This window comes from Vibrio sp. S234-5 (assembly GCF_000960595.1).
Lineage (GTDB): Bacteria > Pseudomonadota > Gammaproteobacteria > Enterobacterales > Vibrionaceae > Vibrio.
In genome coordinates this window covers 129,879-145,070 of record NZ_JZAM01000237.1, presented here as the reverse complement: position 1 = coordinate 145,070, position 15,192 = coordinate 129,879, and the positions used below count along the sequence as shown (strand labels likewise).

The following is a 15,192-nucleotide window of genomic DNA, read 5'->3' as shown; positions in this document are numbered from 1 at the left end:
TCCTATTGTTGGGTCATAGCATAGAGGTTGTGTTTGTCTTGACCGGCAAACATCAAAGCCCCTTCTATAGCGTCGTGTTGTGGCTCGACGATCCATTGCTGAACGGGTGGTGATAACCATTGCAAAATACGTTCTGCGATACTGCCCATTAAGCAGATGCGCGTTGCGCCGCGTTTATGTAAAGCGATGAGAAACATCTCAATGTCCTGCGCCGTCTGTTTTAACAGCTCAATTGCCAGCGAGTCGGCCTGTTCCGCGTGCTGGAAAATAGCGGGAGAAAAGCAGCCATAGTCTCGTGGCAGTGCCTTTTTGGACCATTCAACAATAGCGTCGACATCTTGGTTAAAATGCGTCATCACGTGCAGGCAAAGTGGGGTTTTCTCGCGAATGCCGTCTTCGGCGAGTAACACTTGTTGGATAAGTCTCAAGCCCATAACAGCACCACCACCTTGATCGGAGATAGGAAACTCGCGTCCTCCCACCACATGCTGCACACCCTCTTGCAGATAGATGCCGCACGATCCTGTGCCTGCGATCATGATCGCGCCGTTCTTACCGTTGTGCGCCCCAAGGCAAGCGCCGTACGCGTCCGTATTCAAAGTGACACTGGCAAAAGGATGCGGCTGTTGCATAAATGCGTGCCAAGAGGCTTTATGCTCTGCTCCCGCCAGTGCTAAGCCCAAATGCATACTGGCGAAATCCTGCTCGGTTAGGCCACCTTGCATCGCGGCTTGGCGAATGGCCGAGATGATGGATGTCATGGCGAGTTCCGCGCCGAGCATGATATTGGCACTGCCACTTCTGCCCTCGCCAATTAGCGTACCTTGCGCATCGCGGATCCGAGCGCGGCACGAGGTGCCTCCGCCATCAATCCCCACGTAAAATTCTTTCATTGGCTCACTCCTGATCGAACTGAGTGTGGTGATGTACTTGACACATCATGGCGAGCAAATACCAAGCGCCGTGAGGGATCCATTGCTCCCCCCAACGCCAGTTCTGCAACATGTCGTCTTTTTGCCCGTCAGGGTTGAAGGCGATATCTTCTTCGTCCTCAAATCCAGCAGTAATCCCGTTGCATACCCCGCCTTTGGCGTTGAAAAAACCTATATGCGGAAGGTAATCCGGATTGTTATGGCCGTGGCCATCAAGCATGCACATATCGTATGGATTTAGCCCTAAAATCCAGTTCAAGGCATCTTGCGCTAGGAGTGAAAGTGCGTCTTTGAGCGCCTCATCGCGGAGGTGTTTTTGCGCTAAAAAGCCCATCACAGCAAGCGATCCAAGACGGGCATTTTCACCCTGCCACCAATAGCCCGATTCGTTTTGCTGGGCGATAAAAAAGGCGTCACGTTTGGCTTGTTCAACCCCTTTAACGTACTGGCGAGGATAACCAAAGGGGTTGGTCACTTTGTTGGTGATAGTCACTTCAAACCAGCACGCGTTGTGCACCACTTGACGCAGCGGCTCGCTGTATTGTTCATCGCTTTCGATAGCCAGATATTCACACAGGGCAATCACGGGCAGCCCCGCTTCGGCCGCGTGGAAATAAGGGCGAGAACCATCTTGATTAGCTGACCAGAAATGGGCGAACTGCTCATCGTTGTGTTGACGCACCGCAAGGCGAGCTGCCCAAGCGCGACTTTCTTGTAGATATCGACGCTCTTGCGTTGAACGATATAGCTCGACACATGCCAGCAGAGCGCAGTACTCGTCAATGATGTTCTCTTCACCGTCATTGAGATAATAGCGATTGCTTTCTTTCAGATGCCAGTAGCCATTTTCGGCTGCGTTGAGGTACTTCTGCTGATCATACTCGCCGTGTACATCCAATCTTGCGGCAGCCGCCAGCGCCGCTATTGCGATGCCGCCACCTTGGCGAAATCCCGCTTGGTAGTCGTCAGACTTGTGACCCTGTTGAGTTGCGTAAGTACAAATTTCCCGTTGTTTGACGTCTTTACTCCACTTGTCGAAGACCGTGGTGTAAAAGAATCCTTTAGGGTTTTGCATTCTGACCAAAAAATCAGCGCCATGCAGCGCTTCCTCTTTTAGTCGCACTTGACTAAATGCCGGAAAATCCGAGCTTTCGCTCATCAACTCTAAACCTTTGAGCATGTTCCACACCACCATGGGGGTTTGCTGTGGGTTGAGATAGTTGGCATAAGAGAGATGGCTGAGATATTTACTCACATCGCCCGAGGCGTCGTACCAGCCTCCTCGTACATCCACAGTTTGCTCGCTGTGCAGCAAAGGAACGGCTTTATCTTGTTGGTCAAAAACTCCGCCGCAGCGTTGTGATTTAAAGTAGTGTAATACGTCGGAAAAGGTTCGCTTGAACAGTAAAGTGTCGCCGATGGTAAAGGTGGCTGAACATAGGTTGTCAAAGCGCAGATAGAACTCACCAACGTGGTTAAAGTCACTAAAATCAATGGTGTAAAAATACCCTTGATGCCAGTTGGCGACGCGACCGACTTTTTGTATTGAAAGGGTAGTGATTGTTTGATGCTCGTTGGCACAGACCAGCAAGGCGGTGTCAGACGACAGACGTGCTTGACGCGTCTGAAGCACGGCTTTCTTGGGGCCGTTTCGTTCGTAGCCTATATGGTTAGTGAGTAGCAGCATTGCAAATCTCCGACAAAGGATTTCTAGTTATTGCCAGAGCCAGGACGAGTCCTGGCTCTATTGGGCTTAATTGTCAAATAAATAACAACGAACAAAGTGGTTTTCCGAGAGCTGCGTTACTTCAGGTAACTGCTCGCGGCATCGGCTGGTGGCGTGTTCACAGCGACCCGCAAAAGGGCAACCAACGGAAGCGGGTGTCCAGAGTGGGATTTCCCCTTTGTTGCCTTTTAACTTGTCGTGAATCGATTTGCTTGGATCGGGCACCGCAGACACCAACAGTTGTGTGTAAGGGTGTTGAGGATCATGAATGATCTCTTCCGTATCTCCCCATTCCACCATGTGACCGACGTACATCACGGCCAGATCTTCGGCAATATAGCGTGCGGTTGCGATGTCGTGCGTGATGTAGAGAAGCGACATCTGTTTCTCAAACTTCATCTCCTCCATCAAGTTAAGCACGCCAGCACGAATCGATACATCCAGCATTGAAGTCGGTTCGTCCGCCAATACCACTTCAGCGCCTACGGCAATATTGCGCGCTAAGTTAACGCGCTGACGTTGGCCACCAGAAAGCTGATGGGGGAACTTCGCTGCTGTCTCTTTCGGTGGAATAAGGCCGACCTGTTCCAGCAGATCGTAAACACGCTCTTCCAGCTCTTTTGGGTTGCCCGGGGCGATCTTTTTATGGATCAGCAATGGGCGAGCGATGTGGTGGAAGATATTGTGTGTTGGGTTAAGCGAACCAAACGGATCTTGCCACACCATCTGAATGCCTTCGCGGTAAGCGATCAGATCTTTTCTTGAGGTTATCTCTTGAATGTCTCGGCCTTTGTATTCGATGACTCCGTTGCTTGGCGCGTACATTTTGGCGATCATTTTGGCGGTGGTTGATTTACCAGAGCCTGATTCACCCACTACCGATAACCCGCGAGCTTTGTACATTTTGAATGACACGTCATTGAGGGCACGCATCTTAGATTGTTTGATTGAGTTGCTATTGAGCGGGAAGTCTTTGACGACATTTTTGCCTTCAATCAGCAGCTCACCATATTCTTTGCTCATAATTGTCTCCAGTATCCTTAACAGCTTGTCCGTGGTCTTTACAGCTTGTGTTGAGCAATCGGCTCGCCATAAAGGTGGCAGTTGGAAAAACGGCCTGGCTCGATTTGTCGTAAGCTGGTGGCGACCTTGGTACAAGTGTCGTGAACACGACTGCAACGGGCTTGGAAACGGCAACCTTGTGGAACATCAAGCAGGTTCAACGGGTTACCAGGTATGCCAGTCAGTTTGGTTTTTGGCCCTGTCAGCGGTGGGAATGAACTGCCCAGCCCTTTGGTATAAGGGTGGAAAGGGGATTGCAGAATTTGTTTCGCTGGCGCAACCTCAATCAGCTCACCGGAGTACATGATGCCGATGCGGTCGGAAAACTCGACCATCAACGACAAGTCATGTGTGATGAAGAGGATTGAAAAACCAAACTCTTCTTTCAGTGCATAGATCTTTTGCAAGATTTCGCGCTGTACCACCACGTCCAGTGCAGTGGTCGGTTCATCCATGATGATCATCTTCGGATTAAGCGCGAGGGCAATGGCAATCACTAGGCGTTGGCGCATACCGCCAGAAAACTGGTGCGGATAATCTCTTAGACGGCTGGCGTGAATATCAACGATCTCCAGTAACCCCTCTGCGCGGCGTTTGGCTTGCTCACGAGTCATGTTGGTGTGACGCATGATCACATCGCAGAACTGATCTTCCATGGTCAATACAGGGTTGAGCGCGTTCATCGCGCTTTGGAATACCATGGACATTTGGCTCCAGCGAAATGCCTGCATGCGATCGTCACTGTATTTGAGAATGTCTTCACCGTTGAAAATCACCTCTCCGCCAGTAATAAACGCAGGCGGCTTGTGCAGTCGCATCAAAGAGAAGGCGACGGTTGATTTACCACAGCCAGATTCTCCAGCGAGACCAAACACTTCACCGGGTGCAATGTCGAAGCTGACATTGTTACAGGCGCGGACATCGCCCGCATCGGTGATGTAGTCAACGCATAGATTGCGGATTGAAATAAGTGGCGTCGTCATAGTTATTTATCCCCGCTGCAAAGTGCATTTTGTGGTTCAATCGCTGGTGCACGTTCTTTCTTGTCTTGGTTTGCCAGTTTTTTCCAGCGTTTCATACCTTTATGAGAGCGAAGTTGTGGGTTGGCAATTTCATCAACGGCAAAGTTAAGCAGCGCCAAGCCAGTCACCAGTAAAGTCAGTGCAATACATGGAGCCAGTAGTTCCCACCAAGCACCGATAAGCATTGAAGAAGAGGTTTGTACGTTGTACAGCATGATGCCCCAACTGATGGTGTTTGGATCGCCAAGTCCAAGGAAGGAGATGATGGATTCCATGGTGATGGCGTACATTACTGAGCCGATAAAGCTTGCACCGACAATTGGAACAAGGTTCGGCAGAATCTCGACAAAGATGATGCGCCAAGAGGATTCACCTAGCACTTCAGCGGCTTTGACAAACTCTTTTTCACGCAGTGCGAGTGTTTGCGAGCGAACTACCCTCGCGCCCCATGCCCAGGAGGTACAGCCGATAATAATCGCGATTGTTACAGGTCCAGCTTCGCCGATAAAGGCGGCTAAAACGAACAGCAGGGGATATTGCGGAATGACCAGCATGATGTTCATCGCGGCGGTGAGAATATCGTCGATACGACCACCAAAGTAACCTGCCGAAATGCCGATAACGGTCGCCAAGAAACAGACGGTAATGCCTGCACCAAAGCCAACGGCGAGTGATACGCGAGCACCGTAAGCCAGTTGAGACCAGATATCACGGCCCATACGCGATGTGCCTAGCACATGATCGGCCTTTTTGGATAGTTGCAGCGTACGGCGATCATCGGCAAGGTTTTTCGCTACCCAACCATCAGGATTGGCTTTCGTTGCTTTCACGACGAAACTTGGGTATTCGTGTGGGTTACCCGTTCTTTTATCTGGCGCATGTTTGGTGATAAGTGGTGCGCCCACTGCCGTGAAAATAAATAGGCTAACAATCACCAGACCGATACGTGCGACTGAGTTACCCAGAATAAGCTTAAATAGATTGTTCATGATTATTTACCTCCCTTGCGTAGGCGAGGATCGAGCACGACATATACCATGTCGGCAATCAGGTTAAACGACAGCATAAACAGCGTCATAATAAGCAACTGACCTTGCAGAACTTGGTAGTCACGTGCGTTGATTGCATCAAGCAAAACCTTACCTAATCCCGGGTAGTTAAAGATGATTTCAACGATAAGTTGACCACCGATCGCCATACCGAGTGACATGGAAAGCGCCGTGACACTGGGCAGTAGCGCGTTGCGCGCAGCGTAGTTGAACACCACACGGTTTTCGCTCAAGCCTTTGCCTTTGGCCATGGTGATGTAGTCTTCCGCTAGCAGGTTGATCATGTTGTTACGCATGTTGACCAAGAAGCCACCGATTTGCACGATAGAGGCACATAGGAGAGGCAGAATGGCGTGATAAGCAACATCTTTGTAGTAGTCCCAGCTTGTCCAATCCGGAATCGTGCCCGGTGTGTAGGCGTAACCGGTTGGGAACCAACCTAGGCCGATAGCAAACGTAAACAAAGCGAGCATCGCGATTACGACTTGTGGAACGGCTTGGATAATCAGCATTCCCGGCGTAATGAACGCATCGTATTTACTACCGCGACGCCAAGCAGCGAAGATCCCTAAGATAGAACCAATCGAGAAAGAGAGAATAACCGCACTGCCTGCTAAGAACAGTGACCAGCCAAAAGCGCTGCCTAACAGTTCATTCACACTGAGTGGATAAAACTTGATTGACGTGCCCAGTTCCCAACTCACAATACTCTTAATGTAGGTCAAATACTGGACATACAAAGGACCGTCGACGAAACCGAGCAGCTTTTTCATCGCTTCGATGCGCTCTGGGGTAACCTGTGTGGTTGCATTCGCAAACATCATGGTGACCGGATCGCCCGGCATCGCCCTCGGAATAATAAAGTTTAATGTCGCTGCAACTAAGAGAGCGACTAAATAAAATGACAAACGTCTTAAAAAATAACCCATAACTTACACCTTACTCACCCAGCGTTTTCCCTGTTCCTGGTTTCAGGTCGCTCATGACCGAATTCAGAGCGAAAAATCCCCTGACGACTGGCGCCATAAACAAACAAGGTTTGAAAAGGATTTATAGCGGCGCACGGGATGCGCGCCGCGGGAGATGAACTTCTACTTAGTTAACTGGTTTTAGGTCCAGTACGTGCAGTAGACGCTCAGGGATGCCTGCCCAAATGTTTGGACGGCCCTTAGGATTTTCTTCGTTCCACCAGCCAGTAAAGCGCTTGGTGTTGTATTGGTACATGTAAGCACCAGACATTACAGGGATGGTGACCTGATCTGCAGCGATGATTTGCTGGATACCATGAGCGATAGCGATTTGCTCTTTCTTCTCAGCGGTTTTGTAGAAGCTGTCAAGTAGGTTGTCCAGTTTTTCATTTTTGTAGAAGTGCATCGCGAAGCGAGGCATGCCTTCACCTTTCTGTAGTGCTGAGTTATATGCACTGTTCCAATACAAGTGTGGATCTGCACCGTGGAAGTAGTTGGTGTATGCAACGTCGTAAGTACCCTCTAGCATGGCTTGGTTGTATACCGCAAACTCAGGGGTACGCGCTTTTGCTTTGATACCGACTTCAGCGAGCTGCTCAACCGCAAGTTGCACGGTGTTGTTAAAGTCAGTCCAGCCGTTTGGCGATTGGACCAGTAGCTCGAAAGATTTGCCTGACGGAGTGTCGACGAAGCCGTCACCATTGACATCTTTAAAGCCTGCTTTAGCTAGCAGCTTCTTCGCGCCTTCCACGTTGTAGGTATTATAACCTTTGTACTTGTTGTGCACTTTTTCATCAGACCAAGCTTCGAAAGCGTAGCCAAGACCTGATGCGAAGTCATTCACTGTACCGCCGCCGTAAAACGCGATGTCAATGATGGTTTGACGGTCAAGTGCCATCGAGAATGCACGACGGAAGTCAACATTGGTCAGTGCTTCTTTTTTCACTGGATCTGGGTTTTTGAAGTTTACCACAAAGGCTTGAGTGCCTGATGGTGGATACCAGTATTGGTGGTTAGGGCTCGCTGCTGCATAAGTACGGTCAATGTCTGGAACGAACGAGGACGTCCAATCTAGCTCAGAGTTAACAATTTTACCTAGCAACTGGTCGTTGTTGGCGATTTGAGGTACGCGTAGACAGTCTACGTCCAAGTTTGCTTTATCCCAGTAATTTGGGTTACGACACTGAATGTAAAGTTGTGGAGTAAAAGTGTCGATTTCAGTAAATGGACCAGTACCAACAGGATTTTCGTTGGTGAACGTGGTTGGATCTTTCACCTCTTTCCACACGTGCTCAGCAACGATAGGAACCAATGAAATTTCGTAAGGGACGTTAGAGTTTGCTTCGCTTAGGCGGAAACGAACTTGGTATTCGTTCAGTTTCTCAACACTGGTCACCCATTTGTTGATGCCGCGTTGGTCAAGCTCAGGTTTTGCTTTCAGTAGGCCGTAAGAGAACACGACGTCATCTGCAGTAAACTTCTGACCATCAGACCATTTTACACCTTTACGGATGTCAAAAGTCACGCTCATCAAGTCGTCAGACATGCGGAAATCTTCAGCGAGACGCATCACTGGGGTATTGCCATGCATTTCATTAAAGATAACAAGTGGTTCATAGATGAAATCCGTTGTCGTGCGAAGGTTAGTCGCTAGATACGGGTTAAAGTTACGTACCATGGTAGGGTAGAAATCAGGTACGATAGTTAGCTCACTACGAGCTGCCGCTGGTGCGGAAATGCTGGTCGCAGCTGCAGCGATTACTGCAGTAGCTAGAGCTGTTTTTTTAATATTGGCAAGCATAGCTGTTCCTTACTATTTTGCTTTCATTTCACATTGTTTGGAATGTCATCAATTTATAAACACTCTCCAAGACCTACCTTTGAAGGTTTGATCAAAGTGGCCTGTAGGCCTTAGGCAGGAGTAAGAAAACACCTTACTAAGTAAATAATCAAACTCGTTTCCCGTTAAAAACGTTAAAATGGCCACCAACTCCGTCATAAACGTCATTTCTATCTAGGCTGAGTTGTTTTTGCTGAAATTTTGCGCATTGATGTGCGTCGCATACCTAAGGTGTTCAATTGCTTTTTGTTAGTGATTGCTAACCACTCAAGCCTTGTTTTAATTGCCATTTAAGGCTGTTGTTAATATTGTAGATCTTGCTCACATCTGAAAAATGAGTTAATTAATCAGACAAAATTTAATCTGCCGTTCTGTTGTGATTGAACTCGCAAACTGCTTTAAAAGTCCACGATGAGTCAGTGGAAAAGGCATTTTTACGTTGATAATCGCTACTAGTCAGTCATGAATCTGCCATTAATTCTTCAAGTAAATTAAGCGTTCTGATGTGAGTTTTTGAGTGAAATTATCTCGTTTGACCGACAGAACAAACGCGCCTTAGGCAGCCTGAGTATCCGTTGAGCAATGTGGTTCGGGATGAGAGGTGTTGATAGATGATCGACGTTGATTGAGCTGTTAGAACAAAAGGTAGAGGGTATGGCTATTGCGCTCAATATCAACCGATATAAAAAAAGCCCAAAATACATTTTGGGCTTTTCGGCGCAGTTCTCACCACTAGCTGGTGAGTAGACGTTGCAGCTTATCGCGCTGCATTTCAATGTAGCTACGCTCTGGGCTCTGCTCTTTACAATGCGCGAGAATAAACTCAATAGAACTGAGTACCGTACGCCAACGAGGCGTTCTTGGTAATGTTTCAATGCGCATGTATTTGTCGAGAGTACGGGTTTGCAGCGTACTTCGGTCGAGATAGACGCGCCACAAGCCGCTTTTCTCAGCAAAAGCAAACTTATTCTCACCCGAGACTGACTCCCAGTAGTCTAACGCATGAGTCATCACATCGACCAAAACCTCACGCATTATCTCTTGTTTGTTTTGGCTGCTCCCTAAAGCTTTGTCAGCCAATCGAGTGAACTCTCCGCCCAGTTCTTTCAGGCTTTGAAGTTTCTCTTTATCGCCATCAAAAGCATAGCTTGAGAGCACCTCAACGGCGGTTTCTAAGTTGTGAATGCGCGACGCGGTTGCGCCGCCGCCGACGTTGAAGATATACATGGCATCTAAACCTGATCCTTCAGGTAATTTGAGAATGTCGGTTTCAATGTGCTGTCTTACATCTTCGACGTAAATATCAATGTGGCCGCAATAGTGTGGTTGTTTGACGGTTAGGTACTTGGGCGCAATCAATTCCTCTGCGTTTGAACGCCTGAGTTGTTCCAAATTGCGTTTAAACAGTTTACAAGCGGCTTCGTTGGCAAAACGGATGCGTTTGTCTTCCCGGATACAGATGATGGCTTCAGGGGCGGATTCCAGTTGCTCCAGTAGCCGTCCTTGTGTCTCCAGTAAACTTGCTTCGACCATGGCACGCTGCTTTAATTCGGCTTCCAAGCGGCTATTTTCCAAGCGTCGCTCTTCGGCTTTACTCGCCATTAGATGTGCCTTGATTCGCGCGGCAAGCTCATGCTTATTAAACGGTTTGGATAAGTAGTCGTTGGCACCCGCTTCAAAGCCGCGCACGCGATCTTCACTTTGATTGAGTGCGGTCAGCATGATGACGGGCAGTTCAGCCAGATCGAATTCTTGACGTAACTGATGACAAACCTGATAACCACTCATACCCGGCATCATGATATCGAGTAGCAATAACGCTGGCTTCTCTTGCTTGATCAGTGCGAGAGTTTCTGGGCCATCGGAAGCGGTTTTGACGCGATAACCTTCAATGCGCAGGAAACTTTCCAGTACACGTAGATTAACGGGTTCATCGTCAGCCACCACTAATAAGGCGCCCTGCGGATTTTCTGGAAGCGACGATTGGTCGAGAGAGAACAATTCGTTGCTGTCAGGTGCTTGGAAGTGATGGTATTGCGACATCTTCGCTGTGGTATTGATCTCGTCATCACTTGCCAAAGGCAGGGTAAAACTAAAGGTAGTGCCAACCATTGGCTGGCTGCTGACATACAGTGAGCCGCCCATCAGCTCAATCAACTGACGGCTAATCGAGAGGCCAAGACCAGCGCCTTGCCGGTAACGACCTGCATCTTGCCCCGCTTGGATTAACGGCTCAAAAATGTGCTCCAACTGTTCTGCTGGAATGCCCTGTCCAGTGTCTACGACTTGGATTCTTGCTTTGCCGTCTACCACGTTGGCGGAGATGACGATTTTGCCTTCACTGGTGTATTTGATAGCGTTGCCAATCAAGTTGTACAACACTTGCTCCAAGCGTTGTGGATCGGCGGAAACGGGGGCGAGATCGTTTGGAACTTGATTAATGATTCGTAGTGTTTTATTGCCGAGCAGATGACTGGAAAGCTCAAGCACTAAGCGTGTGGCACTGGCCAAACTGACAGCCGATTTATGAATGTCCAAGCTGCCGTAGCGCATTTTGTGATAATCAAGTAGGTCGTCGACTAGGTTTGCAAGCCTTTGGCCGCTTTTGATGATGATGTCTAGCTGATATTTTTGGCTGCCAGGAATCGGACCATTGGCACCGGAGACTAAGGTTTCGGCAATGCCAATCATACCATGCAATGGAGTGCGCAATTCGTGTGAGGTGGTCGCGAGGAACTCATCTTTGAGTTTATCGGCTAATTGCAGCTCATCGTTTTGTTTTTGGATCAATTGCAGGCTTTTTTCCAACTCTCGGTTCTGCGTTTTGATTAACTGAATTTTGTCGCGAATGGAGCGCTGCATACGTTCAAAGCTGACCGCCAAACGGCCAATTTCATCCCGGCGATCTGTATTGATCATATTCTCGTCAAGATCGCCAGCAGAGACTCGTTCTGCTGCCCAAGTCAGTTTAAGCAGCGGAGAGGTAATGAAATTGGATAGATAATGTGAGCAGATAAACACCAGAATGATGGCAATCAGCATGGCGATGACAAACAGTTTCTCCAACTGTTGGATGCGAGCAAAGGCTTCGCTTTCAGGCAATTGAACTACCAACGCCCAAGTTTGTCCTTTCATGATAATGGGGGTAAATGCGGCAATGGTCGCTTCGCCTAAGCCATTAATGTAGGTTCCAACCGAGGTTAATCCTGCCAATGCTTTGTTGATCACTTCCGCACTTTGGCTAATGTCGTCCTGTTTGGTACTCATGGTGCGAGGTGAGTGGTCACTACCTACGAGTAAAGTATGGATAACCGCATCTTTGCTTACATCGGCAACCAGTTTGGTTAAGCCATTGTTGGGCAAACGGAACATCGCATAGCTGTGCAAGTAGCCTTGTTGAATGATGGGCGCACCTAACCAAGCGACCTGTTTACCATCCTCCTCGGCGAAGTCGGAAATCAGTACTGGGGTGTAATCTTCGTTGTCCTTGCGCTTTTCAGTGACGTCTTTGGCAAGCTGGCGAAAGCTCATTCCAAGCAAAGTGTCTTTGTAGGGCCCCGTTTTCAGGTTGGTACCAAAATTATCGTATTTGTAGATGGAGTAGGTCACGTTACCATCCAAGTCGATGAGCAGGATGTCGTCAAAATCGGAGCGTTTGAGTAGCTCTAGGTAGGCCCAGTGATAGCGCTTATGCAGCAGTCGGTAACGTTCACTACCGACATAACTGCTGGATTCAGGCAAGATTGACGTTTTGATCTGATCGCCCGAGCCAGGAATATAGCGTTGCTGGGCGTTTTCGCGTGCTTGCTCGATATCCAAACCAAGGCTTTTAAAGGCGTTGACGAGGCCATAAAAACGCCCGCCACTGGCATAAGCCAACTCTGAACGGACAAACCCCATCACTTCGGTTTCTTGTGCCTGAAAATAATCCATCACCTGTTGTTGCTTGGTATCGCGCACCGAAAGTAGGTGGGAAGTGCTTTGCTCTTGCAGATCCTTGCTATGAGATTGCAAAAAGAAAATCGCAATGATGGTCAATGGTGTCAGGCTCAACACCAAAAAGGCCGTCATCAGGGTGCTTTGCAGACGTTTGAATTTCTGTTTCCGGTAAAACTTAAACATACAATTTCGTTAAGGCTCTTGAAAGACGAGGACTCAAGCTTGGAGAGTCATGAATGCGAAACGGATAAATGGTTAATGAACAGTACTTGATACAACAAAATAGACCATTTTGAATTTAACGAAATTAACGAGTTTTTTTACTTTGACAAGTAAGTTGTTTACAAAGCGTGGATGGAAACGCAAAAAATCGCTCTAACGGGGTGAGTAGGTCACAATGTCATGCTGGGGCTGCGGAGATTGTGACCAATGTGCTTACTTGTGTGCCTGATAAATGGCGAACTTGCTGGTCTTATTTAGCGTCGCACAATTACCGAATGATTGCTCTATAATCGGAGGATAGCGCAGGAAGCTGTTGGCGACGATGAGCAGTTCACCGTTGGCATTAAGGTATTGTGGCGCCTTGCCCAATAAGGTTTCGGCTGCGTTATAACTTGTTTCAAGACCACTGTGAAATGGTGGGTTAGATATGATGAAACGGTAATCACTGGCGGTATCAGAGTAGATATCGGAAGCAAACACACGACCTTCCAAGCCATTCGCTTGCAAGGTTGCTTGGCTTGATGCTAATGCATAAGCATTGATGTCACACATTTCGAGGCTAATCTGTGGGTTGGCTTTTGCCATGAATGCACCAATGACTCCCGCACCACAGCCAAAATCCAGCACCTTACCGCTTAATGACGGCAAGGTTTCGAGTAATAGTTTACTGCCTAGATCAAACTCGCCGTGGCTAAATACACCTGGTAAGCTTTTTACTGTGATTGTATGACCGTTGAGCGTCAGTTGATAGCTGGCAAACCAGTCTTGTTGAGCAAAGGGGGCGGGAATCTGTTCGCATTGTCCCCAATAAAATGAACAGCGACGAGCGGAGTCGTACTTGTTGATTGGCCCGTAGTCGCTAAACATTTTCTCTATACTTTTTATCCCGGAGCGGTTTTCACCCACCACGACTATCTCACACCCTTGGCCTAACTTGGCCATCAGCATCGACAGTAAGTAGTTCGCCTCTGCTTTGGCCTTTGGCCAGTAGAGCAGCAACAGGTCCGCTTGCGTCGCTTGGTCAAACTCAGCGCCAAAGTAACTCTTCACCTGATCGGATTGCTGAATTTGACGAAAGTAAGCGTAATTGGAGGTAAACACAGTCACCGTTTGGCAATGTTGCGCCAGTTCGATGGGGAAAGTGTCTTCGATCTCTCCGGCTACCAGAACGTGTTTACCTTTGAAATAATCGAGTTGACGTTGGGCGATTTGGCTTGGGGCGGTGTATGCAGACATGTGGGTACGCTATCTATAAAAATTGGGCAGATTTTCGCACACTCTGCCCATGACTTGAAGTCTATCTGAGGTTAGCTGTTGTCTTGTTGGTCGAGAAAGCTCTTAAACTCTTCCTCGTAAATATTGAACAGCACCATAGTGACGGCAAAAATGAGCGGTCCATAAATAAGGCCGATGAGGCCAAACAGTTGAATACCGCCCAAGAGAGAAAAGAAGATCATCAGGGTATTCATTCCCGCGCTGCCTTGCATCAAAAACGGCCGCAGCAGATTATCAATCGAACCGACTACTGCAATGCTCCAAATCGCCAAGAAGATGGCCCAGCCCGTTTCTCCGGTCAGCAGCAGATAGAGTGTCGCCGGAATCCAAATCAGCGCCGTACCTACCACCGGAATGAAAGAGGCGAAGCCCATCATGGTGCCCCAGAAAAGTGCAGGGAAGCCCGCGAGCCACATGCCGATACCGCCAGCGACCCCTTGAGCTATCGCGGTGAGAAAAGACCCCATCACGGCTGACTTCGAGACTTTCTCAATTTCGTCCAGCAGTTTGTCTTCCTGACTGCGTGACAGAGGCAAAATGTGGCGGATGGCGGCGATGATCTTATCGTGGTCACGTAACAAGAAGAACAGCACAAACAGCATGAGGAAGAAATCCAGCAAAAAGTTGGTGGCGTCCCCCAAAATTTTGGCGCTAATTGCAACTAAATTGGATCCGAGTGCACTGGCCAGTTGCCCCACTTTTTCGGCAATCGACTTGGCGTCAATATTGTCAAAAGGCAAATATTCATTGAGCAGTTCCAGCCCTTTAGTCACCCAAGGATGAGCGAACACGGTTTGAATGCCGCCGTGCGTAACCCATTTGTAAGTGTTCTGAGAAAACAGAGATCCTTGCTGTACGATGGCAGCGAATACAAACAGCAGCGGCACCACGATAATGAAGGTCAGCACAATGCAAGAGAGTAATGAGGACAGATTTTTCTTCTGCGGCATCTTATGCTCAAACCATTGGTGAACAGGAAACATCAGCAGAGAAATGATAAATGCCATAATGATCGAATTGATGTAGGGCTCGACCAGCAAATAACAGGCAATGCCAGCGGCCAGTAGCGCGACGATCAAAACCCGATGACTGGAAGTAATTTTGACTTTTTCTGACACAGTTGCCATCCACGATAGATTGATATTGCGGTTATAATG

General features: G+C 48.4%; 10 protein-coding genes. All 10 read right to left on the bottom strand.

All coding sequences use genetic code 11. The features are described 5' to 3' along the window. Positions 1–2: 2 nt before the first annotated feature. Positions 3–893 carry an N-acetylglucosamine kinase gene (locus UF06_RS15055; RefSeq protein WP_045571165.1) on the bottom strand — a complete coding sequence of 297 codons (891 nt, stop codon included), beginning with the start codon at positions 891–893 and terminating at the stop codon, positions 3–5. A 4-nt stretch (positions 894–897) separates the two neighbouring features. Continuing rightward, the gene (locus UF06_RS15050) at positions 898–2,619 is read right to left on the bottom strand and encodes a glycoside hydrolase family 9 protein (RefSeq protein ID WP_045571164.1); all 1,722 of its coding nucleotides are present in this window, start codon (positions 2,617–2,619) and stop codon (positions 898–900) included. A 66-nt stretch (positions 2,620–2,685) separates the two neighbouring features. Next, positions 2,686–3,681 (bottom strand): ABC transporter ATP-binding protein, encoded by a 996-nt coding sequence (locus tag UF06_RS15045; protein ID WP_045571163.1) that lies wholly within the window; start codon positions 3,679–3,681, stop codon positions 2,686–2,688. A gap of 38 nt (positions 3,682–3,719) precedes the next feature. Beyond that, positions 3,720–4,703: an ABC transporter ATP-binding protein gene (locus UF06_RS15040; protein ID WP_045571162.1), complete on the bottom strand. Its 984-nt coding sequence runs from the start codon at positions 4,701–4,703 to the stop codon at positions 3,720–3,722. A gap of 2 nt (positions 4,704–4,705) precedes the next feature. After that, a complete protein-coding gene (locus UF06_RS15035; RefSeq protein WP_045571161.1) occupies positions 4,706–5,731 on the bottom strand; it encodes an ABC transporter permease in 1,026 nt (341 codons plus the stop codon). A 2-nt stretch (positions 5,732–5,733) separates the two neighbouring features. Further along, positions 5,734–6,720 (bottom strand): ABC transporter permease, encoded by a 987-nt coding sequence (locus tag UF06_RS15030; RefSeq protein ID WP_045571160.1) that lies wholly within the window; start codon positions 6,718–6,720, stop codon positions 5,734–5,736. Positions 6,721–6,886: 166 nt separating this feature from the next. Beyond that, a complete protein-coding gene (locus UF06_RS15025) occupies positions 6,887–8,560 on the bottom strand; it encodes an ABC transporter substrate-binding protein (protein WP_045571159.1) in 1,674 nt (557 codons plus the stop codon). Positions 8,561–9,331: 771 nt separating this feature from the next. Then, positions 9,332–12,721 (bottom strand): response regulator, encoded by a 3,390-nt coding sequence (locus tag UF06_RS15020; RefSeq protein WP_045571158.1) that lies wholly within the window; start codon positions 12,719–12,721, stop codon positions 9,332–9,334. Between the two features lie 252 nt (positions 12,722–12,973). Next, entirely contained in the window at positions 12,974–13,996 is a 1,023-nt protein-coding gene (gene rsmC, locus UF06_RS15015) for a 16S rRNA (guanine(1207)-N(2))-methyltransferase RsmC (RefSeq protein WP_045571157.1), read from the bottom strand. A 71-nt stretch (positions 13,997–14,067) separates the two neighbouring features. Next, the gene (locus UF06_RS15010; RefSeq protein ID WP_045571272.1) at positions 14,068–15,153 is read right to left on the bottom strand and encodes an AI-2E family transporter; all 1,086 of its coding nucleotides are present in this window, start codon (positions 15,151–15,153) and stop codon (positions 14,068–14,070) included. Positions 15,154–15,192: the final 39 nt, after the last annotated feature.

What these genes read in the sequence shown, in the direction of transcription:
- UF06_RS15055 (WP_045571165.1), bottom strand. Translation starts at nt 893, where the DNA reads ATGAAAGAATTTTACGTGGGGATTGATGGCGGAGGCACCTCGTGCCGC.
- UF06_RS15050 (WP_045571164.1), bottom strand. Translation starts at nt 2,619, where the DNA reads ATGCTGCTACTCACTAACCATATAGGCTACGAACGAAACGGCCCCAAG.
- UF06_RS15045 (WP_045571163.1), bottom strand. Translation starts at nt 3,681, where the DNA reads ATGAGCAAAGAATATGGTGAGCTGCTGATTGAAGGCAAAAATGTCGTC.
- UF06_RS15040 (WP_045571162.1), bottom strand. Translation starts at nt 4,703, where the DNA reads ATGACGACGCCACTTATTTCAATCCGCAATCTATGCGTTGACTACATC.
- UF06_RS15035 (WP_045571161.1), bottom strand. Translation starts at nt 5,731, where the DNA reads ATGAACAATCTATTTAAGCTTATTCTGGGTAACTCAGTCGCACGTATC.
- UF06_RS15030 (WP_045571160.1), bottom strand. Translation starts at nt 6,720, where the DNA reads ATGGGTTATTTTTTAAGACGTTTGTCATTTTATTTAGTCGCTCTCTTA.
- UF06_RS15025 (WP_045571159.1), bottom strand. Translation starts at nt 8,560, where the DNA reads ATGCTTGCCAATATTAAAAAAACAGCTCTAGCTACTGCAGTAATCGCT.
- UF06_RS15020 (WP_045571158.1), bottom strand. Translation starts at nt 12,721, where the DNA reads ATGTTTAAGTTTTACCGGAAACAGAAATTCAAACGTCTGCAAAGCACC.
- rsmC (WP_045571157.1), bottom strand. Translation starts at nt 13,996, where the DNA reads ATGTCTGCATACACCGCCCCAAGCCAAATCGCCCAACGTCAACTCGAT.